Source organism: Cyanobium sp. ULC065 (assembly GCF_977927515.1).
Genome location: NZ_OZ376393.1, coordinates 2,513,371 through 2,534,703, shown reverse-complemented (window position 1 = coordinate 2,534,703; position 21,333 = coordinate 2,513,371). Strand labels below are relative to the sequence as shown.

The following is a 21,333-nucleotide window of genomic DNA, read 5'->3' as shown; positions in this document are numbered from 1 at the left end:
GCACCAGGGGCAGCAGGAGCGCTGGGGGGAGCGTTCTTGGCCGCCGGGAAGGCTGTGACTCAGTCACCGAGGAACCAGCCGTAGCTGTGCAGACCGATGCCCAGCAGATTCACGCCGATATAGCAGACGACGATCACCACCAGCCCGGCAGAGGCCACCAGGGCCGGTCGCCTGCCCTGCCAGCCGCGGCTGAGCCGGGTGTGCAGATAGGCGGCATAGACGAGCCAGCAGATCAGGGCCCAGGTTTCCTTCGGATCCCAGCTCCACCAGCTGCCCCAGGCCTCATTGGCCCACACGGCGCCGCTCACCAGACCCACCGACAGCAGCAGGAAGCCCACTGTGATCGTGCGGTAGCTGAGGCTGTCGAGCTGTTCGCTCACGCCGATAGCCACGCTGCTCAGCTCCAGGCCCTGGCCGCTGCTGCTGCTGGCCTCGCCGCCCCCCGGCACCGCGGCCAGCTGGGCGCGGCGGAAGCCGCCGCTGCCGATCGAACTGCTGCGCAGCTCCAGCTGGCGGCCCCGCTCGGTGAACAGCACGGCCACCGATAGCAGTGAACCCACCAGCAAGGCGGCGTAGCTCACCATGATCACGCTCACATGCATCACCAACCAGCTGGAGCGGAGGGCCGGCACCAGTGGGGAGGCTGCCTGCAGGCGGTCGGGCAGGGCGAAGCTGGCAAAGGCCACACAGCCAAGACCCATTGGTGTCGCTGCCGCCGCCACCAGCGGGGAGGCCCAGGAGCGCTCCACCAGCAGCTGGGTGAGCGTGCAGGCCCAGGCCAGGAAGCAGAGCGATTCGTAGAGATTGCTGATCGGGAAGTGTCCCGATTCCCACCAGCGCAGTGTGAGTTGGGCGGTGAGGCTCAGATTGGCCCCGGCCACCAGCAGGCGCACCACCGTGCTCGAACGGCCGCCGCTCAAACTCCAGAAGGCCAGCGGCAGAGCGACCAGCAGCAGGCCGAAGGCGATCAGGGCGAGGGTCAGAACCGGATCGGTCACAGAAAGCACGATTCCCAGAAGCGGTTGGGTCAGTCTGCCTGGCGGTCAGGGAGATCAGCGGCTGGCCTGTCGGAGCAGCACAAGGCCACCCGCCAGACCGATGAACACCGGCATCCAGGCTGCCAGGAAGGGGCCCAGGGTGCCCTTCACCCCCAGCGAACTGAAGATGAAGGACATCAGGTAGTAGGAGAAAATCAGCAGGACGCTGATGCCGAACCCCTGGCTGCGGCTGGTGCGGGCATCCGGGCGCACGCCCAGGCTGCTGCCGATCAGACCGAACACCAGACAGATGGTGGGGAAGGCGAATTTCTCCTGAATGCGCACCCGCATCCGGCGGGCCTCTTTCTGGTCGCCGGCCTCTCTGAGCAACCGCTCGGCGCGCAGGGCTTCGGCCACGGACATGCTGGCGGCGTCCTTGGGCAGGGCAGCCAGTTTCAGCGGCCCCTGATCGAGCGGATAGAGGTAGCGGTCGAACCTGGCGGAGGTGGTGGAGCCCTCAGCCCCTCCTACCAGCACCACCTGGCCGTCCTTGAATTCCCACATGCCCTGCTCCGCGTTCCAGATTCCCTGCTTGGCCTGCAGGATCTGGGTGCCGTTCTCGCGGGTGAAATCGAGCACCGTCACATCCTGCATCTCCCCTTTCTCGAATCTGCGCGCATAGAAGAGCTGGGAGAGGTAGCGGTCGGCGCCGGAATCATCCTTGGCGGGCCGCAGGCTGAAGCGTGAGTAAATGATGTTGCTGCCCTTTTCCGTGGCCACCGACCTGCCCAGGGCCTCGTTGAGTGTGTCGGCCGCCTGGAGGTTGGCGGCGGGCACGATCAGGTCGTTGAACGTGAAGGTGAGCAGGCTCATCAGCAGCGCCACGCCCAGGGCCGGCATCACCATGCGGCTGGTGCTCACGCCGATGCTGCGCAGAGCCGTGAGCTCACTGTTGCCCGACAGCCTGCTGTAGGCAAGCAGTGTGGCCATCAAGGTGGCCATCGGAAACGACAGCACCAGGAATCCCGGCAGGCGCAGGCCCAGCACCTGCATCGCCACCGTCACCGGCAAGCCTGATTCCGCCACCCGGCGCACCAGCTCGAACACCACCCCCACCGACAGGGACACCGTGGTGAAGGCCGCCACGCCGAACAGCAGCGGGCCGAGCAGTTCACCGCTCAGCCAACGATCCATCAGCGGCAGGCGCTCCCAGAGCAGCAGTACGGGGCGCAGCAGCCGCTTGAGCGCCATCACGGGTTCGTGAGCAAGTGTCACAGCTGGAAGCCCTCCCCCAGGTAGTGCTGGCGCACAAGCGGGTTGCTGGCCACCTCAGCCGAAGGCCCGGAGGCCAGCAGGCTGCCTTCCGTGAGGATGTAGGCGCGGTCGGTGATGGAGAGGGTCTCCCGGACGTTGTGATCGGTGATCAGCAGACCCATGTTGCGATCCCGCAGAGTGCCGATCAGGGTCTGGAGGTCGGCAACGGCGAGCGGATCGACGCCGGCGAAGGGTTCATCCAGCAGCAGGTAGCGCGGGCCAGCTTCGCCGACCGCCAGGGCGCGCGCCACTTCACAGCGGCGCCGCTCGCCTCCGGACAGCTGGAAGCCACGGCGGTGCTGAAAGTTGGTCAGGTGGAACTCCTCCACCAACTGCTCGACGCGCTCCCGTCGCCCCGCCACCGGAGCGCCGCTCTGTTGCAGGGCGAGCTGCAGGTTCTGGCGCACGCTCAGCTGCCGGAAAACGCTCGGCTCCTGGGGCAGGTAGCCGATGCCCAGACGGGCACGCTCCGGCATGGCCAGCCGCTCCACCCGCTTCCCATCGAGCACGACCCGGCCCCGATCCGGTTTGAGCAAGCCGGTGACGAGGTTGAAGGTGGTGGTCTTGCCGGCGCCGTTGGGGCCCAGCAGGCCGACCACTTCGCCGGGCTCCAGGGCGAGGGTCACCCCCTTGACCAGGGGGCGGCCTCCGATGCTCAGGGCCACCCCTTCCAACACGAGGCTCATGGCACTGCTGGCCCAGCAGGCTGAGCGTTCTGCTGGATTCTTAGCTGGCTGAACACCTGCTTGCCATCGGTGGGTTGGGCCAGCACCCGTTCGGTGTCCACCAGGTAGACCACCCGTTCGGCGCGCAGCAGGTTGCCGCCTTCCTGCACCACGTCCACATCGCCGGTGAGCACGATGCGCCCCTCCCGGGTGAAGTACTGGGCCTGGCGGGCGGTGGCGGCCAGGCGCCGATCGGGGTAAAGAATCCTCACGTTGCCGGTGGCGGTCACGATGCCGGTGCTGTTGTCAGCGCGCTGCGTGTCCGATTCGATCGTCACCAGGCCGGTGGGCGTGATCGGTGCCTGCGGCGTGAGCACCGTTCCTTCAGGGGCTGACGTCGAGGTGGGCATCGGGGCCCCCGGTGCGGCGCCCGCCGGCCGCGGCAACTGGGGGGCCTCGGGCACCTGCGACCCCAGTGGCAGCGCCCGCGCCAGGGGGGGATGGAGGCTCCAGAGCGCGAGCATCAGTGCCGCCCCTGTTGTAGCGAGGGGGGGGCGACGGCGTCGGTGCATCTCAGGCATGGTTCCGGCAGGGGCAGGAAGGGGGCGGGCGTGGGAGTCCCGCACCCGGCTCAGGGAGCGAGCTTCGCGGCAGGGGATCAGTGGGTCAGGCAGCTGGCGTCAACACTGGCAGGGGGAGGGCCCCTGGGTCATTCCCCTGTTGCAGGCAGTGCAGCCGGTCAGCCACCCGGGTGCGCAGCAGGGTGAGGTTGAAGCCGAGGGCGTCGGCCGGAAACGGTGCCAGCCGGCCCAACCCTTCACCCAGCAGCAGCGTGGCTCCACGCTGGTTGCCGCGCTGCAGATGCAGGTGGGCCACGGCGATCTGCAGAAATCCCTGAAGCGCGGCTCGGTCGGGCCCCTGGGTTTCGTGCCAGATCTCCTCGAACACGTCGTGGCAGGCGTACCACTCACCCGCGTTGAACAGCCCGACGGCCACCTGCAGACGGGGGTCTGCGGTCAGGTCGTCGGCGGGGGGCACCGGGCCGGGGTGGCGGGATGCCATCCCCTGGCTCATCGCTTGGCGGCCTTCTTCACCGGCAGCTTGCGCAGCCGGATCGATTCCGGGGTCACTTCCAGCATTTCGTCCGGCCCGATGTACTCAAGCGCGCGCTCAAGCGTCATCTGAATCGGGGATTGAAGCGTGTCGAGCACTTCAGCGCCAGCCGAGCGGATGTTGGTGACCTGCTTGGCCTTGCAGACGTTCAGCTCAAGATCGGGCGGCCTGTTGTGTTCGCCCACGATCATGCCCTTGTAGACCTTGGTGCCAGGCGTGATGAAGAACTGGCCCCGATCCTCCGCGCCCTTGAGCGCGTAGAAGGTGGCGGTGCCTTCTTCGAAAGCCACCAGTACGCCGTTCCGGCGGGCATCGAAATCCCCCTGCATGGGGCGGTATTCAAAGAAGGAGTGGCTCATGATTCCTTCGCCGCGGGTGGCGCGCACGAACTCACCACGGAAACCGATCAGGCCGCGGGCCGGCACCACGAATTCCAGCTGGGTGCGGCCGTCGTTGCCGGTTTCCATGTTCTGCATCTCGCCCTTGCGGGTGCCGAGCTTCTCGATGCAGGAGCCCACCGCATCTTCGGGAACGTCCATCACCAGGGTTTCCACCGGCTCGCACGGTGTGCCGTCGATCGTGCGGAAAATCACCTGCGGCTGGGACACCTGGAACTCATAGCCTTCGCGGCGCATGGTTTCGATCAGGATGCCCAGGTGCAGCTCACCACGGCCGCTCACGGAGAAGCGATCAGGGGAGTCGGTGTCCTCCACCCGCAGCGCCACGTTGGTGAGCAGCTCCTTCTGAAGGCGGTCACGCAGCTGACGGCTGGTGACGAACTTGCCTTCCTTGCCAGCAAAGGGAGAATCGTTGACCACGAAGGTCATCTGGAGGGTGGGTTCATCCACCCGGATCAAGGGCAGCGCTTCGGGGTGATCGGGGCAGGCGATCGTTTCGCCGATGTTCACCTCATCGAAGCCCGCCACGGCCACCAGATCGCCGGCGCTGGCCTGCTCAATCTCCACCCGCTGCAGGCCCTGGAAGCCGAGCAGCTTGCTGATCCGGCCGCGCTTGATGCTGCCGTCGTCGCGGATCAGTGCGGCGCTCTGGCCGGCCTTGATGGTGCCGTTGTGGATGCGGCCGATCATGATCCGACCCAGGAAGTCGGAGTAGTCGAGCGTGGTGACCTGCATCTGCAGGGGCTTTTCAGGGTCTCCGACCGGCGGCGGCACATGGCGCAGGATGGCGTCGAAGAGCGGCTTCATCGTTTCGCTCTCGGTGGCCATGTCGGGCTTGGCGTAGCCCCCCATGCCGCTGCCGAACAGGTAGGTGAAGTCGCACTGGTCGTCGTCGGCGCCGAGCTCGAGGAACAGATCCAGCACCTTGTCGACCGCCTGTTCCGGGTCGACGCGGGCGCGGTCAATCTTGTTGACGAACACGATCGGCCGCAGGCCCTGCTCGAGCGCCTTCTTGAGCACGAAGCGGGTCTGGGGCATGGGCCCCTCGTTGGCGTCCACGATCAGCAGGGCACCATCCACCATGCCGAGCACCCGCTCCACCTCGCCGCCGAAATCGGCGTGTCCGGGGGTATCGACGATGTTGATGCGTACGCCGGCGTAATCAACCGCGGTGTTCTTGGAGAGGATCGTGATGCCGCGCTCGCGCTCCAGGTCGTTCGAGTCCATCACGCAGGTGGGCACAGCCTCGCCGTCCCGGAAGATCCCCGACTGCTGAAGCAGGGCATCCACGAGCGTGGTCTTGCCGTGGTCAACGTGGGCGATGATCGCGATATTGCGAATCGGTGCGCTCTGGGAAGCGGCGCTCATGCGTGATCTCTCCTTCAATCCTTTCTGACGCAACCACTACCGGTTGCAATGAACCTTCACCCTATCCCAGCCCGCTCCGCTCAGATCCCTGCAGCTGTCGGGCCGGTTCGAACATCCGCAGCGCCTCCGCTGATCCCTCGAAGCGCCAGTGCCATGGCTCGTAGGTCACGCCTTGGGCATTGCCGCGCGGAAACGAGAGTTTGAAGTGGTAGCGGTTGGCATTCTCCTGCAGCCAGCGGAAGGCGGGAGTGCGCTCGAAGTCGACACTCAGGTTGGCGGCGGGCCGGCCGCCATCGCCGAGATCGACGGCGTAGCCGGTGCTGTGCTCGGAAAAACCCGGTGGGGCGCTCACCTGGGCGCGCTCCTCGGCGCTCTGGTTACGCTCCGATTTGACACCAAAGAAAATCTGCTGCTGCAGATCCACTGAGCGGAAACCGCTCAGCAAGCGCAGATCCACCCCATCGGCGGCCGCTTCCCTCTGCATGGCGAGCAGCTCGACGGCAGCCTCTGTATGCAGCATCAGGCCCGGCGCCACGTTGGTGAGCTGGTCCGTCGGCGCTTCCGCATAGGGGAAGTGGCCCAGCAGCCGCCCATCGCTGCCCAGCCGTGCATCGATCCCGGGGACGGGGGGAGGGGTGAGCAACTGGACCAGCGGCTCGCGGAAGCGAAAACCCAGCGCGCCACCACCCACCACCAGCACCATCACGGTGCCGAGCACCGCGCGCAGCGATCGTCCCCGGGGTGGTCCGGGGCGCAGCGAGCGCTGGGCCACCGGGATGTCGTCGCCCTGATGACGCGCGGACATTCGCGGGGGCAAAGGACGGGGCTACAAGCTTGAAACAATCGTAGGGGCCAGGCCCTTCGGCGCCTCAAAAGCCGGAACAGGAGTGTTAGCTTCCAGCCCAGGATCGTTCCAGCGGAGCAGGTTTCAAGATGTTGCGAGTCGCAGTGGTGGGTGGCGGCCCAAGCGGTTCCTGTGCTGCGGAGGTCCTCGCCAAGGCGGGCATCGAAACCTGGTTGTTTGAGCGAAAGCTTGATAATGCCAAGCCCTGCGGTGGTGCGATTCCGCTCTGCATGGTTGATGAATTCGACCTGCCGGAGTCGATCATCGACCGCAAGGTGCGCAACATGAAGATGATCTCGCCCTCCAATCGTGAGGTGGATATCCATCTGGACAACGCCGATGAATACATCGGCATGTGCCGCCGCGAAGTGCTTGATGGCTTCCTGCGCAATCGGGCCGCCGAGCTGGGCACCCACCTCGTCAACGGGCTGGTTCAGAGCATCGACACCGGCAAGAACCGCCAGGGCCCTTATACCCTCAAGTATGCCGATTATTCCTCCGGTGGCCCTACCGGTGAGATCAAGACTCTCGAAGTGGATCTGATCGTCGGCGCCGATGGGGCCAACAGCCGCGTTGCCAAGGCGATGGATGCCGGCGACTACAACGTCGCCATTGCCTTTCAGGAGCGCATCCGTCTTCCCAAGGAGGAGATGGCCTACTACGAAGACCTCGCAGAAATGTATGTGGGCACCGATGTGTCCCCGGACTTCTACGCCTGGGTCTTCCCCAAGTTCGACCACGTGGCCGTCGGAACCGGCACCATGCAGGTCAACCAGGCCTTGATCAAGGGGCTCCAGAAGGGCATTCGGGAACGGGCCTCCGCCCGCCTGCTCAATGGTGAGGTGATCAAGGTGGAAGCTCACCCGATCCCTGAGCATCCCCGCCCGCGTCGGGTGGTGGGTCGCATGGCCTTGGTGGGCGATGCCGCCGGCTACGTGACCAAGAGTTCCGGTGAAGGAATCTATTTCGCCGCCAAGAGTGGCCGCATGTGCGCCGAACAGATCGTGGCAGCCAGCAGCTCTGGAGCAACGATTCCCACCGAAAAAGATCTCAAGGTCTACATCAAGAAGTGGGACCGCAAATACGGTGCCACCTACAAAGTTCTTGAGCTTCTGCAAAACATCTTCTATCGCAACGACGCTGCCCGCGAGGCCTTCGTTGAAATGTGCGATGACAAAGATGTGCAGCGTCTCACCTTCGACAGCTACCTCTACAAGCGGGTGGTGATGATGAACCCGTGGCAGCAGATCAAGCTCACCCTGCTCACCCTCGGCTCCGTGCTTCGCGGCCAGGCGCTGGCCCCCGCCGGCTACCAGCCGGTGAAGAGCGCTGTCCGCACCCAGGCAGAGATGGAGCTTTTCGCCGCCACCGGTTCCCTGCACCCCCGTCAGGCTGAGGGGCTGGCCGCCGACATCGCCCCCACCCCATCAGCTGCAGGGGCCGCCGTGAGCGAAGCCGAGGAACGGGAACCTGCCCTGATGGGTCACTGAACTGACATTCAGCGCCTCACTTCAGCGCCTCACTGGGGCTCTTCCCAAATCCAGGGGGAGCCTTTGCGGTCCTTTGTCCTTGACAGGCAGCGCCGATCAGCCATCAAGGGCGCTGAAATCGGCGAGGACCTCTGACTGATTGGTGAGAACTGCCAGCAGATTCAGCCGGTTGGTGCGCACGGCCATGTCGTCGCACATCACCATCACGCTCGTTTCGCCATCGAAGAAGGCCGCAAGCGCTCCCGCACCCTGGCCGAGGGCTGCGGCGAGACCGCTGTAGTCGATGCTGCCGGCCTCGCCGCAGGCCAGCGGCTCAATGTCCTGCACCACTGCCAGCAGTTGCGCTTCGCTGCTGGCAGTGAAGCGGGCTGGCTCCACCACGCCATCTGCCAGTAGCACCTGGCCGCTGAGCTCGCTGTGCTGCGCCAGCCGCGCCGCACGCTGCACCACGGCCTGAACCTCCTTGAGGGCGCCGCTCGCCCGAAGGTCGGCCAACACCTGGGTCCGCTCCCAGGCGTCGATGGGTTGGCGCAGCAGGCGTTCCCCTTGGACCGTGGCACCCGCCACCGCCCTTACCAGGTCAGCATCGAAGCCTTCCTCCTCCAGCTGGGCCACCAGCCGCTGGCGCAGAAACTCCTGCAGTTCCAGTGACAGGGCGGCGGAATCCACCCCAAGGCCTGGCAGCAGCGCCTGCCAGTGCGCCGTGGCGCGCTGCAGCAGAGCGTTCAGATCAAGGCGCCAACCCTGGGCGTGGAGCACCTGCAGCAGCCCGTTGGCGGCCCGCCGCAGCCCGTAGGGATCGGAAGACCCGCTCGGCCGCTCCCCTTTGGCGTAGATGCTGAGCAGCAGCTCCAGGCGCTCCGCCATCGCCACCACCGCTCCGGCAGCGGAGCTGGGCAGGCGATCGCCGGCACCACGCGGCAGGTAGTGCTCAAGCACAGCCAGGGCCACGCCGCGCGATTCGCCTTCCTCCAGCACGTACTTCGCTCCGATCACCCCCTGCAGTTCCGGGAATTCGCCCACCATCTGGCTGACCAGATCGTGCTTGCAGAGTTCGGCGGCGCAGCGGGCGGTTTCGGCGTCGTCGTCCGCTAACGCCAGTGCCTCCAGCAGGGTGTCGGTGAGCCAGCAGATTCGTTCGGCGCGCTGTTTCAGGCTGCCCAGTCCTTCAGCAAACGTGACCCGCTCCAACTGACTGAGGCGGCTTTGACTGCTCACCCGGCGGTCTGCGTCCAGGAAGAAGGCGGCATCGGCCAGCCGCGCCCGCAGCACCCGCTCGTTCCCCCGGCGCACCGTTGAGGCCGCCGCCTCCAGGCCGTTGCCGATGCAGAGAAACCTGGGCAGCAGTAGGGACCGGGCCGAGAGCGCCAGAACATCCGCCTGGGCGCCCATAGGCTCCAGCGGCACGTAGCGCTGGTGGGAACGCATCACCGTGCTCAGCACCTCGGGGGGCAGGGCAAGGAAGTGTGCATCGATGCTGCCTTCAATCAGCGAGGGGCTCTCCACCAGATCGACCAGCTCCTCGAAGAGCGCCTCCGGCAGATCGGGCCGGGCGCCGGCGGCGATGGCTGCCGCCTCCAGCTGCTGACGGATCCACTGGGCGCGCAGCTGGCGGTCGACCTGTACCCCGGCGGCGGCCAGCTCCTGCCTGTAGGTGTGCGCCGCCGTGATCGACACCTCCGACTGCACGAGTCGGTGGCCGCGGCTGAGGCGGCCGCTCTGGATGCAGGGATCGGTAGCCGACAACTGCACGGGAATCACCCGCTCATCAAGCAGGGCCACCAGCCAGCGGACCGGCCGGCTGAAGCGACTGTCTCCCTGGCCCCAGCGCATGAAGCGCCTTCCCTGCAGGGCATCGATCCAGCCGGGAATCAGGCCGCTCAGCAGCTCAAAGGTGGGCTGCCCCTGCTGCCGCAGGCGGGCGAAGACGAACGGCCCTTTCGGGGTCTGGCGGACTTCAAGTTCGCTGGCGGCCACGCCGCAGCGCCGGGCGAAGCCGATGGCGGCGGGAGCCGGCTCCCCGTTCACGAAGGCCTGCTCCGCCGGTGGGCCCTTGCGCTCCTCTTCCTGATCGGCCTGGCGCTCCGGCAGGCCACTCACGCACACGGCGAGGCGGCGGGGCGTGCTGCTGCACCACAGCGACTCCAGCGGCAGCTTGTGCGCGCTCAGTGCCTGGCGCACCTGCTGCTCCAATTGAGGGAGGGCCATCCGGGCGAAATCCGCCGGCAGTTCCTCGGTGCCGATCTCCAGCAGGAACGTGGCCACGCAAGTGTCTCAACAGCCACCGACTGTATTGAACGCCAGTGACGACGCGGCTGCTTCGCTACCTTCAAACAACCTGGTAGCACCAACGTGACCGTGACCCCCAACCGTGTTCGCAAGTCCGTGGGGGAACGGGAGGCTGAGGGCGGCCCTTCAGAGGGTGGATCCACCAAGCCTGCAGCAGGGCAACCGTTGGCTGCCACTGGGCAATCAACGGCTGGGCAACCAGCGACTGCCAGCGACCTGCCACCCACCAAGTTCGAGCTGCTCAAGGCGGCCAGCGGCCATCTCAAGGAGCCGCTGGCCACCGAACTGGAGAACGACAAGCCGTTCTTCACGGACGGCGCCGTCCAGATCCTCAAGTTTCACGGCAGTTATCAGCAGGACAACCGCGACAACCGCCAGAAGGGCCGTGAAAAGGACTGGCAAATGATGCTGCGGCTACGCAGCCCCGCCGGGCGCATCCCGGTGCCGCTCTATCTGGCCATGGACGACCTGTCCAACAACCTCGGCAACGGCACGCTGCGGGTGACCACCCGCCAGGCCTTCCAGATGCACGGCATCGCCAAGGCCGATCTGCGCGAGGTGATCGGCACGATCGTGCGCGCGCTGGGTTCCACGCTGGCGGCCTGCGGTGACATCAACCGCAACGTGATGGCCCCCGCTGCCCCCTTCGAGAAGGGGGGCTACCCCGCCGCGCGTCGGTTGGCGGATCAGATCGCCGATCTGCTGTCGCCGGAGGCCGCCGAGGGCTCCTATCTCGACCTCTGGGTGGAAGGGGATCACAGCTACCGCTTCAAGCCCGACAAGCCGGTACGTGAGGCACGCGAGCGCCAGCGCGAAGGAGCCCTGTTCAGCGGTGATGCCTCCGAGCCCCTCTACGGCGGCACCTACCTGCCGCGCAAGTTCAAGGTGGCCGTCACGGTGCCGGGCGACAACTCCGTGGATCTGCTCACCCAGGACATCGGCCTGGTGGTGTTCACCGATCCGAGTGGGCGCCTCAGGGGCTGCAACGCCTACGTGGGTGGGGGCATGGGCCGCACCCATAACAAGGACGAAACCTTTGCGCGCACTGCCGATCCGCTCGGCTACGTGGCTGCCGAGCATGTGCTCGATCTCGTCCAGGCGATCGCTGCCCTGCAGCGCGACCACGGCGATCGCCAGGTGCGGCGCCACGCCCGCATGAAGTACCTGATCCACGACCGGGGCATCGCCTGGTTCAAGCAGGAGCTCAAGCGCTATTTCCCCTATCCGATCCGTGGCCTGCAGAACGAGCCCACCCCCCGCCTCGCCGACTACCTGGGCTGGCATCGCCAGAGCGCCAATCTCTGGTTCGTGGGCCTGCCCCTGCTCTGTGGCCGCCTCGAAGGCGAGCGCAAGCAGGGGCTGCGAAAGCTGGTGGAGACCTACCAGCTGGAGGTGCGGCTCACTCCCAACCAGGACCTGCTGCTCTGCAACATCGGCACCCCCCAGCGCAGTTCGGTGCGCTCCGCCCTGGCGGAGCTCGGCTTCCAGGCCCCCGAAGCTCCCGATCTGCTGGCCCGCCATGCGATCGCCTGCCCGGCCCTGCCCACCTGTGGTCTGGCCATCACCGAATCGGAACGCATCCTTCCTGAGGTGCTCGATCGCCTCGATGCCCTGCTGCGGCGCCTGGAGATCGAGAAACCCGTGCTCGTGCGCATGACCGGCTGTCCCAATGGTTGCGCCCGCCCCTACATGGCGGAGATCGGTCTGGTGGGCAGCGGCGTGGAGCAGTACCAGCTCTGGCTGGGGGGCACCCCCAACCTCACCCGTCTGGCCAGTCCCTTCCTGGAGCGGATGCCCCTGGCGGAACTGGAGAGCACCCTTGAACCCCTGCTGCGGGGCTGGAAGGCGGCCGGTGGGCGGCGCAGCTTCGGTGAGCACGTGGCCCAGCTGGGTGATGTGGCCGTGCGTGAGGCCCTGGTCGGATGTTGATCCGGCCGCTGCGGCTCGCTCTTGTGCTCGCCGCCCTGTCCATGGCCGGGCCCGCAGCCCTCAGCCAGGACCGACGCACACCTGCCGTCCCGGTGCAGACGTTCGAGCCGGATCCCCTCACCTGCAAGCGCGACAACCTGCTGGCCGCCTACCGGCGCCAGCTCAACCAGTTCGCCAGCCAACCACCGAAGGTGCTGGCCCGCCTGCGGGAGGTGCAACTTGAAATGGGCGAGGCCACCTTGAAACGCTGCGCCGCTCTCGGCCATCTCAGCCGGCCGGAGGCGGAGCAGATCTGGCGCGAGTTTCAGCTGATGCCGCTGCCCACCGCCACCGTGCCCTCTCCAGACCCAGCGCCTGTCCAGCGCCCGTAGCAGGCCTGCGCAGCGCCGCTGCGCCAGGCCCACAGCTGATCACCATGGCTGAAGTGCCACCACTCGTTGGGGTGCTGACTGAACCCAGCTGCCGCCATCACCGCCTGCAGCAGCAGCCGTCGCTGGTGCCAGCTCGCCGCTGGGCCGGTTGGATCCTCTGCGGCAGCGTCGGCATAGTGCCCAGGCTCTGAGACCGCGCCGATCGCATCGATGTCCCCGCCCATTCCCAGCAGCGCGCCTGCCGGCCCGGCCAGGGTCAGATCCACGGCTGCCCCTGTGCTGTGCGGCGGCGGTGTGGCTGGATCGGCACTGGGCGGGGCCCAGAAGCGGCCCACCTCTGCGGCCACGGCCTCGCGCTCCGGCCCCGGCCGCTCGGGATCCACCCCACGGGCTCGGCATTCCTCCCGCAGTGCGTGCTCCACCATGAACGCCTGCACCGCCAGCGGCCGCCAGGCATCAAACACGGCCAGCCGGCAGCCATTCTGCTGCTGCTGCAGGGCGTCCTGAGCCTGCAGCAGACGCTCCACCACCCCCTGGCGCAGGCGAAAGGGGCAGCCGGCCTGGCCATAGGGGGCCCCGAGAGCCGCATAGGGGTGAGGCTCGAGCCGGAGCAGCTCGGGGGGGAGTGGGATCAGCGGTTCGCCGTTGTCTTCGATCGGGACCGAGCTCCAGGGACGCGGCACGGCGGCAGACCAGGGGACAGGCTCAATTCAAGCGAGCCGCTTCCGCCTGCCGCTGGCGCTGTTCGGCCAGGGCCAGGGCCAGGCCCGGGTGCCGTTGCAGCTCCGGATCCGCCGCCAGCAGCCCCTGCGCCACGGCCCGTGCCTGTTCCAGCACGGCGCCATCCTCCGTGAGGCTGGCCAGGGCCAGATCGGGCAGCCCCGATTGGCGCGTGCCGAGCACCTGCCCGGGGCCCCGCAGTTGCAGGTCCATTTCGGCGATCTCGAAGCCGTCGCTGCTGCGCACCAGCACCTCCAGCCGCTGACGGGCTTCGGCATTGCGGCTGTCATTGATCAGCAGGCAGTGGGAGGCGGCGGCACCGCGGCCCACCCGCCCCCGCAGCTGATGCAGCTGGGCCAGGCCGAAGCGCTCGGCGTGCTCGATCACCATCACGCTCGCGTCCGGCACGTCGACACCCACCTCCACCACCGTGGTGGCCACCAGCACATCGCAGGCACCGCTGGCGAAGGCGGTGATCGCCTCCTGCTTCTCACTGCTGGCCATGCGGCCGTGCAGCAGCCCCACCCGCAGCTGCGGGAACACCTCCTCGCTCAGCTGGCGGTGCACCTCCACCGCCGAGCGCAGGTCGAGCTTCTCGGACTCCTCCACCAGCGGCAGCACCACATAGGCCCGCTGCCCCAGCGCCACCTGCTCGGCGATCAGCCTGTAGGCCACCTGGCGCTCCCCGCTGCGCAGCAGCCGCGTGCGGATGGGGGTGCGGCCGGGAGGCAACGCATCGATCTGGCTCACCTCCAGATCTCCGTGCACCGAAAGCGCCAGGGTGCGGGGGATCGGGGTGGCGGTCATGGTGAGCAGGTGGGGCTGGACATCCTTCCCCAGCAGCCTGTCGCGCTGCCGCACCCCGAAGCGGTGCTGCTCATCGACCACCACCAGACCGAGCCGGGCGAACTGCACCGGATCCTCCAGCAGGGCGTGGGTGCCCACCAGCAGCTGCAGCTGGCCGTTCGCCAGGTCTTGCAGCAGCTCACGGCGCCGCCGCTGCGGAGTGGAGCCGGTCAGCAGCGCCGCGCGCACATGCAGCTGGGGCAGCCAGTCGCCGAGTTTGCGGGCATGCTGCTCGGCCAGCACTTCGGTGGGAGCCATCAAGGCCCCCTGGCAACCGGCTTCGATCGCCGTGAGCAGGGCGGCAATGGCCACCACGGTCTTGCCGCTGCCCACATCCCCCTGCACGAGGCGTGCCATCGGCTGGCCCCGGGCCATGTCGGCGCGGATCTCCGCCAGCACCCGCTGCTGGGCGGTGGTGAGGGGGAAGGGCAGCAGCGCCAGGAAGCCGCCCACCAGGCTGCCGGCGCCAGTGTTCACCGAGAGCGGCGTGGAGGGCCGACGGCTCTGCTGCAGGCGGCGCTGCAACAGCCGCAACTGCAGCAGCAGAAACTCATCGAACACCAGCCGGTGACGGCTGGCCTGCAGATGATCCCGGTCGCGGGGATCGTGCAACCCCTGCAGCGCCTCCCCACGGCCCATCAGTGCTTCCCGCTGGCGCAGACCGGCCGGCAGGGGATCGGGCCAACGCACCGCCGCCTCCAGCACGACGCGCAGGGCCTGCCGCAAGCGCTCGGCGTTCAGGCCTTCGGTGAGTGCGTAGACCGGCAGCAGCCGGCCGATGCGATCGGAGCGCAGCGGCGCATCCGGGCGCTCCAGCACCTCCATCAGCGGATCCTGGAAGCAGGGGCCGTAGGGCGAGTCCTTGACAAGGCCGCTGGCCACCACCGTGCAGCCTGGCGGGAACTGGCGTTGCTGGGCCTTCAGCCAACCCGGCGTGCTGAAGCGCTTGCCGATCAGAAACCGGCTCACCCGCAGCCGGCCCGTGATGTCCTGCAGCTGCAGCTCCAGGATCGAGAGGTTGGGATTGCGTGGGCTGGCAAAGGCATGGCAGCGCTTCACCGTGGCGACCACGGTGGCCGTCTCGCCGGCGCGCAGGGCACCGATCCGCGCCAGATTCGCGTAATCGACGTAGTCGCGGGGGTAGTGGCGCACCAGATCACGGGCCAGCAGCAACCCCATGGCGGCGAGCTGGGTGGCGGTCTTGGCGCCGATGCCACGGATCGCCCCCAGCGGCGTGTCGGGTTCGATGGCCGTCTGCCCCTTGCTTACGCCGCTGGTGCGTGCATCGCCGCTGCCCGCCGTAGACGCGATCGCCTCGCGCCGCGGCAGCCGCGGCGGCGCCACGGTGGCCGGTGGGTCGAAGGAGCGGCGCAGGGCATGCAGCCGCTCGCGGCACTGGCGCACCAGGGTCTGCCGGCGGGCGGGGCTGAGGCCGCTGTAGCTCTCAAAGCCGGCAGCCAGCTCGGCCAGGGCGCGTTGATCCTCCGGGCGTCGGGTCAGGCTGTCCGGTGGTTGGCGGCAGCTGCGGGCCAGGAAGGCGCTGAAGCACTCGTGGCGGCCCTGCAGGTCGCCGAAACCGCGTTCCGCCTCCACCCTCAGGGCCTGTTGCAGGGTGGCCAGCCAATCGCCCGCTGGCGAGCCCGGGGTCAGGGCTGAACCGGACCTGCCATCCGACTGTCCTGCAACCACTGCTGCTCCGCCTCCAGGGCGAGGGTGCGCCGCTGCCAGTGTCGGTAGTTCCGGGCGACCGTGCGCAGTTCGCTGCGCCGCTCTTCCAGCCGGCGCCGGCTGGTGCGCAGCCGCGGCTGCTCAGCCTCGAGATCAGGGCCGCGCAGCAGCAGACCGAACGCTTCCATCGGCGCGGCCATGCCATCGGTGCTGAAGGGCAGAGACAGGCGCAGCAGGTTGGCGGGAGCCGGCAGTGCTTCGATCTGCCCGCGCAGGACCGCATCCAGCAGGCTCGCTGGCAGCAGGCTGCGCGTGAGGCCCAGGCGCAGCAATTCGAGGTTGATCGCGTGCGAGAGATTGCGCAGACGCCGCTGCAGGGCGAGGTCGAAGGCGCCCCACCAGTGCAGCAGCTCCAGCGGCTGGCGCGGCAACAGATAGGGCGCCTCGCTGCTGTCGTCTGGGCCGGTAGGCGAGGCGGACGCTGATACGGCGCTCCCCTCGCTGTCGTCATCGAGATCCTGATCGCCGTCGTTGTCGGTGTCCCTGGCCGGAGCAGGCAGGCGCCCCATCGCCTCGCTGGCCATCGCGAACAGCGCCTGGAACACATGGGCGGGTTCGCCGCCGGCGTCGAAACCACTGGCGGCCTGAGTGGCGGCACGATCTCCCTGGCTGCCGCCTGAGCGGTTCCTGTGCCGGCGGTGGCTGCGGCCACCATCGTCTCGGACGTCGTCGTTTCGGCCTACACCGTCTGGGTCGGCGTCGTCATCTTCGGGGTCGGCGTCGATTAGAGCGTCATCGTCGGTGTCGTCATCGTCGGTGTCGTCTTCGTCTGCGTCGTCGTAGCTCTGTGCGTCGTAGCTCTGCCCGTCGTCCGCATCGGCGCCGTCTGGATCGTGGTGGCCGCTGTGCGCGTCGTCATCGTCCGCGTCGTCCTCATCCTCGTCCTCCGTGTCGCCGCCGCCGTACGCAGCGGCGCGGCCGCCTTCCTCCTGGCTGCCGCTGGTGAGCGCGGCCAGGCCGGACAGCCCGCTCAGGCCCGGCAGGCCAGCGGCGAACAGATCGGCACTGAGCGGCAGATCCATGCCCAGCTGCACGGAACCGCGGGGCAAGCCCATCGCCTGGCCGGAGTCTTGGCCAGAGCCGTCGCCGGATGGGCCAGGGGTGTCATCGCCATGGGAAGACTCTGTAGCTTCCCCAGCGGCAGCAGCCATGGCAGCCAGCAGACGCCGCTGCTCCCGCCGCCGCAGGCGCTGCTGTTCAGAGCGCACCTGGCGTGCAAGCACGATCAGCTGCTCCACCGTGAGCAGAGCGTTGCAGCGCTGCACCAGTTGCTGCAGGCGCTGCTGCAGTCCAAGCCGTTCGGCGGTGTCGAGCGCCGTGTAGCGCGCCGGCACCACCTGGGTGGCCAGGTGAAAAGTGGCCTGCAGGACTGCCTGCGGCAAGCCGGCCCTCAGCACCTGGAGGTAGAGGGCCAGATCCCGATACAGGGCCTGATTGCTCTGCTCCATGCGCTGGCGCAGCTGGTGCAGGTGGGCCTGGGCTTCCGTCAGTGCCGTGGCGCTGGATTCCAAGGCTGACACTCCACGGAGAGGAGGACTCCGGCGGAGCCGCTCAAGCGCTCGGACCGCTCATGGCCGCCACTTCAGCGGCGAAATCGCTGGCTTCGACTTGGATGCCCTCACCCAGGGTGTAACGGGTGAAGCGCCGCACCTGGATGTTTTCACCGACCTGACCGGCCACCTGCTTCACCAGTTCGGCCAGAGTGATCGCGCTGTCCTTGATGAAGGGTTGCTCCAGCAGCGCGAGCTCTTTGAGCCGCTTGCCGATGCGTCCCTCGACGATCTTCTCCTTCATCTTGTCGGGCTTGCCGGCAAGATCATCGCGGCCCATTTCGATGCTTTTCTCGCGATCGACGATTTCCGGGGGGATCTCCTCGGTGCTCACGTATTCGGCGTTGGGGCAGGCGGCGATCTGCATTGCCACGTTGCGCAGCAGCTCCTGGAACACATCACCGCGGGCGACGAAGTCGGTTTCGCAGTTGAGTTCAAGCAGCACACCGACGCGAGCGCCGGTGTGGATGTAGCTGCCGATCGCCCCTTCCGCTGCTGTACGGCCGGCTTTCTTCTCCGCAGTGGCAATGCCCTTCTGGCGCAGCCATTCGGCGGCCTTGGTCATGTCACCGGCGTTTTCGGCCAGTGCCTTCTTGCAGTTCATCATCCCTGCGCCGGTTTTTTCGCGCAGTTCCTTGACGAGCTTTGCTGAAATCTCAGCCATGACAGAAACGGAGGGGGAGAAGGGAGAGGGAGTGAAGAGGCTGAGGGAGGCGGAGGAGGACCTCAGCCCTCGTCGTCGTCGCGTGGTTCCTGGGCACCATGGCGACCTTCGTTGATCGCATCGGCCAGGCGGCCCAGCACCAACTGCACGGAACGCACGGCGTCGTCGTTGCAGGGGATCGGCACGTCGGCCAGGTCGGGGTCGCAGTTGGTGTCAAGCATCGACACCAGGGGAATGTCGAGTTTGCGGCACTCCAGAACGGCGTTGGTTTCGCGGCGCTGGTCCACCAGCACAACCACATCCGGCAGGCGGCGCATGTTCTTCAGACCACCCAGATACTTCTGCAGCCGCTCCAGCTCGCGCCGCAGCACGGCCGCTTCCTTCTTCGGCCGCATGGCGATGGCGCCGGAAGACTCCATCCGCTCCAGATCCTTGAGGCGATCGATGCGGGCGCGCATCGTGCTCCAGTTGGTGAGCATGCCGCCCAGCCAGCGCTGGTTCACGTAGGCGGCGCCGCAGCGGGCAGCCTCCTGGGCAATCACTTCGGAGGCTTGTTTCTTGGTGCCCACGAACAGGAACCGCTTGCCAGCGCGCGAGGCGCTGCGGGTCCATTTGTAGGCGTTGTTCATGCAGACGGCGGTCTGCACGAGATCGATGATGTGGACCCCGTTGCGCGCGCAGTAGATGTAGCGCGACATCTTGGGATTCCAGCGGCGGGTTTGGTGCCCGAAGTGGGCACCCGCCTCCATCATTTCGGAGAGGGTTACGACAGCCATGGGTGGGGAGGGTTTCGGGTTCGCCTCCACCTGCCTGGGTTCAGCACGAAGCGACTCGAGAAAGAGCCGCCCTTGATCGTGTGAACACCCGAAACGGACAGGTGTGCGGTTTGTGGGGACCACTCAAATTACCAAACGGGCCTTCAGCGCAGCCCTGCGGCTCTTGCTTCCCGGTAAAGAGCCCGCACGCCAAGCCGGTTGAGTGGCAGCCGCAGCAGCTCCATCGCCAGCCCCGGCTGGCCGCGGCGGATCAACCAGGCCAGCAGGGGCCGCAGCGTGCGTTCGTTGACCAGCCCGCCGAGGGTGAGCACCTCCCACAGCAGCCGGTGCAACCAGGTGAACTGGATGATGAAGCGCACCCTGCGGGTGGGGTGCTTCCGGTAGAACACCAGGCCCATGCGCGCCCGTTCCTGCTCGATGCGCACCAGATCGGGCAGTTGTTCCAGGCGCAGGGCCGGATGCCAGTGATACCCCGCCGCTGCAGGGCAGCGCACCAGCTCCACCCCGAGCTGCCTTAGCCGTTCGCCCAGTTCGAGGTCTTCCCAGCCGTAGAGCCGGAAGCCGGTATCGAACAGGCCGGCCTGCTCCAGCAGTGCCCGGTCGATCGCCACATTGCCGGTGGCGAAGTAGGCCCAGGAGAGATCGCTGAGCTTGTGGGGTTCGCTGCGCGGGTCCTCGAAGTTGGAGGTGTTGATCACCGCGCCGTAGGTGAAGCAACGGTGGTGGCCGTGCCGCTCCCAGTAGGCGACCAGCGCCTCGGCATGGGCCAGCAGGAAGCCGTCATTCACCACCAGATCGCTGTCGATGAACACGATCACATCGCCGCGGGCATGGGCGACGCCTCGATTGCGCCCTTCCGCCGGCCCGCCATGGTCCTGTTCCACCAGCCGCACGTGGGGGAAGCGGCCGGCCTCCTGGCGCAGCCAGGCGGGGGTGTCATCGGTGGAGCCGTCGTCGACCACCACCACTTCGTAGGCCTCGATCGGGGCTCCGAGCCGCTGCTGCTCCAGCGCGGTGAGTGCCTTCTCGAGGATGGGCCGGCGGTTGTAGGTGGGAATGACGACGCTGAGAAACATGCGCCTGAAAGGAAGGGAGGACGGGGGAAGCCGGAGGGGAGGGCGAATCGAGAGGCAAAAAAAGGGACCCCGCAGGATCCCTTTGCATTGATCAAGGGACGTGGCGCGACGGCTCAGTCGGCGGCGCCACCGTTGTTGGCGGTGCCGGTGACACCGTTGCCGGCACCTTCACCGCGACCGTCGTTGCGGAGCTTGCGCTTCTTGAATTTGCGGGCGTAGGAGCGGTTACGTTCCTGCTTTTCCTTTTTGAGGTTCCGGCGTTTCGCCATGGACGACCTGGGTACGGGAGATCGTTCACTCTAGCCAATGGGTTCCGAGCGGCTTCAGCCCGCCCAGCCAGCACTGCCCTTTCGCACGGCCCTGGATCGCCGCCGTTTCCGACGGCCCAGTTTCACTGCGGCAGCTCAGCTGAAGCTCATGGCAGCAGTTCACCGCCGCAGCTCACAGCTGTAGCCAGCTGCTCCGCTGGAGCGCAGCTTCCGGGCCGCGCCTCAGTGCGCTGTCGCAGCGATCGCCAGTGGCGCGGACGACAGGCGACCGTCTTCCATTTTCACGAGCCGGTCGGCTACATCAAGGATGCGCGGATCGTGGGTGACCATCAAAACGGCGCACTGTTGCTCACGCGCCAGGCGCTTCAGCAGTTCCACCACCTCGCGGCCGCTCTGGCTGTCGAGGGCGGCGGTGGGTTCATCCGCCAGCAGCAGGCGTGGATGGGTGGCCAGGGCCCGGGCGATCGCCACCCGCTGCTTCTGACCGCCCGAGAGGTCGTGGGGCAACTTGCCCAGGTGATCGCCGAGCCCCACGGCCCGCAGCCATTCGCGGGCCTGGTCGCGGCGGGCGCGGTAGCCCAGCCCCGGCAGCAGATCCGCTCCCATCTGCACGTTCTGCTCGGCCGTCAGGCAACGCAACAGGTTGTGGCCCTGAAAAATCATGCCGATGCGGCGCCGCAACCGCTGTCGCTCGCCGCGGCCACTGTTCTCCAAGGCCTGGCCCAGCACACGCACGTGGCCCTCCTGCACCTGGCGCAGCGCCCCCACCAGCGTGAGCAGCGTGGTTTTCCCGCAGCCCGACGGGCCGGTGAGCAGCACCACTTCGCCCGGGTCGATGCGCAGATCCACGTTCTGGATCACCTGCCGGCGCATCGTTCCCTTGCCATAGGAATGGCAGAGGCCGCTGATCTCCACCATGGCCGAGGCGTTGGCGCCGGCATCGGCT

The 21,333-nt window shown here is 67.4% G+C and carries 19 protein-coding genes; 3 read left to right on the top strand and 16 right to left on the bottom strand.

Annotated elements, in window-relative coordinates; genetic code table 11:
* Nucleotides 1-59 precede the first annotated feature (59 nt).
* The 7 genes from ccsB to ACXMDP_RS12520 form a co-directional block, all read right to left on the bottom strand.
* Nucleotides 60-998 (bottom strand): c-type cytochrome biogenesis protein CcsB, encoded by a 939-nt coding sequence (ccsB, locus tag ACXMDP_RS12550; protein ID WP_259730760.1) that lies wholly within the window; start codon nucleotides 996-998, stop codon nucleotides 60-62.
* A 54-nt stretch (nucleotides 999-1,052) separates the two neighbouring features.
* Entirely contained in the window at nucleotides 1,053-2,228 is a 1,176-nt protein-coding gene (locus ACXMDP_RS12545) for an LptF/LptG family permease (RefSeq protein ID WP_259730845.1), read from the bottom strand.
* A 20-nt stretch (nucleotides 2,229-2,248) separates the two neighbouring features.
* Nucleotides 2,249-2,977: an LPS export ABC transporter ATP-binding protein gene (lptB, locus tag ACXMDP_RS12540; RefSeq protein ID WP_094513108.1), complete on the bottom strand. Its 729-nt coding sequence runs from the start codon at nucleotides 2,975-2,977 to the stop codon at nucleotides 2,249-2,251.
* On the bottom strand, nucleotides 2,974-3,537 hold the full coding sequence (locus ACXMDP_RS12535; RefSeq protein ID WP_259730761.1) for an LptA/OstA family protein: 564 nt from the start codon (nucleotides 3,535-3,537) through the stop codon (nucleotides 2,974-2,976). The genes lptB and ACXMDP_RS12535 overlap by 4 nt, the downstream gene beginning before the upstream one ends.
* A gap of 85 nt (nucleotides 3,538-3,622) precedes the next feature.
* Nucleotides 3,623-4,018, bottom strand: a complete 396-nt coding sequence (locus ACXMDP_RS12530) for a DUF309 domain-containing protein (protein ID WP_259730762.1) — start codon at nucleotides 4,016-4,018, stop codon at nucleotides 3,623-3,625.
* A gap of 8 nt (nucleotides 4,019-4,026) precedes the next feature.
* Nucleotides 4,027-5,835 (bottom strand): translational GTPase TypA, encoded by a 1,809-nt coding sequence (typA, locus tag ACXMDP_RS12525; protein WP_094513110.1) that lies wholly within the window; start codon nucleotides 5,833-5,835, stop codon nucleotides 4,027-4,029.
* A gap of 61 nt (nucleotides 5,836-5,896) precedes the next feature.
* Nucleotides 5,897-6,640, bottom strand: coding sequence for a M15 family metallopeptidase (locus ACXMDP_RS12520; protein ID WP_255101280.1), 744 nt, complete (start codon nucleotides 6,638-6,640; stop codon nucleotides 5,897-5,899).
* A gap of 128 nt (nucleotides 6,641-6,768) precedes the next feature.
* On the opposite strand from ACXMDP_RS12520, the gene chlP reads away from it, so the two are divergent.
* Nucleotides 6,769-8,169, top strand: a complete 1,401-nt coding sequence (chlP, locus tag ACXMDP_RS12515; RefSeq protein ID WP_259730763.1) for a geranylgeranyl reductase — start codon at nucleotides 6,769-6,771, stop codon at nucleotides 8,167-8,169.
* Between the two features lie 96 nt (nucleotides 8,170-8,265).
* Here chlP and glyS read toward each other — a convergent pair whose 3' ends face one another.
* A complete protein-coding gene (glyS, locus tag ACXMDP_RS12510; RefSeq protein ID WP_259730764.1) occupies nucleotides 8,266-10,434 on the bottom strand; it encodes a glycine--tRNA ligase subunit beta in 2,169 nt (722 codons plus the stop codon).
* Nucleotides 10,435-10,674: 240 nt separating this feature from the next.
* Here glyS and ACXMDP_RS12505 point away from each other — a divergent pair, with 240 nt between their 5' ends.
* Both ACXMDP_RS12505 and ACXMDP_RS12500 read left to right on the top strand, forming a co-directional pair.
* Entirely contained in the window at nucleotides 10,675-12,387 is a 1,713-nt protein-coding gene (locus tag ACXMDP_RS12505; RefSeq protein ID WP_457767230.1) for an NADPH-dependent assimilatory sulfite reductase hemoprotein subunit, read from the top strand.
* The gene (locus tag ACXMDP_RS12500) at nucleotides 12,381-12,758 is read left to right on the top strand and encodes a hypothetical protein (RefSeq protein ID WP_094513115.1); all 378 of its coding nucleotides are present in this window, start codon (nucleotides 12,381-12,383) and stop codon (nucleotides 12,756-12,758) included. Before ACXMDP_RS12505 ends, ACXMDP_RS12500 begins: the two co-directional genes overlap by 7 nt.
* On the opposite strand, the gene ACXMDP_RS12495 is transcribed toward ACXMDP_RS12500, so the two are convergent.
* The 8 genes from ACXMDP_RS12495 to ACXMDP_RS12460 all read right to left on the bottom strand — a co-directional run bounded on the left by ACXMDP_RS12495 (nucleotide 12,692) and on the right by ACXMDP_RS12460 (nucleotide 21,305).
* Nucleotides 12,692-13,441, bottom strand: a complete 750-nt coding sequence (locus ACXMDP_RS12495; RefSeq protein WP_259730765.1) for a M15 family metallopeptidase — start codon at nucleotides 13,439-13,441, stop codon at nucleotides 12,692-12,694. The genes ACXMDP_RS12500 and ACXMDP_RS12495 overlap by 67 nt on opposite strands.
* Nucleotides 13,442-13,463: 22 nt before the next feature.
* Nucleotides 13,464-16,013 (bottom strand): ATP-dependent DNA helicase RecG, encoded by a 2,550-nt coding sequence (recG, locus tag ACXMDP_RS12490; protein WP_399233875.1) that lies wholly within the window; start codon nucleotides 16,011-16,013, stop codon nucleotides 13,464-13,466.
* Nucleotides 15,971-17,563 (bottom strand): hypothetical protein, encoded by a 1,593-nt coding sequence (locus ACXMDP_RS12485; RefSeq protein ID WP_259730766.1) that lies wholly within the window; start codon nucleotides 17,561-17,563, stop codon nucleotides 15,971-15,973. The genes recG and ACXMDP_RS12485 overlap by 43 nt, the downstream gene beginning before the upstream one ends.
* 40 nt (nucleotides 17,564-17,603) lie before the next feature.
* The gene (gene tsf, locus ACXMDP_RS12480; protein ID WP_259730767.1) at nucleotides 17,604-18,266 is read right to left on the bottom strand and encodes a translation elongation factor Ts; all 663 of its coding nucleotides are present in this window, start codon (nucleotides 18,264-18,266) and stop codon (nucleotides 17,604-17,606) included.
* Between the two features lie 62 nt (nucleotides 18,267-18,328).
* Nucleotides 18,329-19,042: a 30S ribosomal protein S2 gene (gene rpsB / locus ACXMDP_RS12475; protein WP_094513119.1), complete on the bottom strand. Its 714-nt coding sequence runs from the start codon at nucleotides 19,040-19,042 to the stop codon at nucleotides 18,329-18,331.
* A gap of 143 nt (nucleotides 19,043-19,185) precedes the next feature.
* Nucleotides 19,186-20,118 (bottom strand): glycosyltransferase family 2 protein, encoded by a 933-nt coding sequence (locus tag ACXMDP_RS12470; RefSeq protein WP_259730768.1) that lies wholly within the window; start codon nucleotides 20,116-20,118, stop codon nucleotides 19,186-19,188.
* Between the two features lie 113 nt (nucleotides 20,119-20,231).
* The gene (locus ACXMDP_RS12465) at nucleotides 20,232-20,387 is read right to left on the bottom strand and encodes a hypothetical protein (protein WP_011129965.1); all 156 of its coding nucleotides are present in this window, start codon (nucleotides 20,385-20,387) and stop codon (nucleotides 20,232-20,234) included.
* A 222-nt stretch (nucleotides 20,388-20,609) separates the two neighbouring features.
* Nucleotides 20,610-21,305, bottom strand: coding sequence for a DevA family ABC transporter ATP-binding protein (locus ACXMDP_RS12460; protein WP_094513461.1), 696 nt, complete (start codon nucleotides 21,303-21,305; stop codon nucleotides 20,610-20,612).
* Nucleotides 21,306-21,333: the final 28 nt, after the last annotated feature.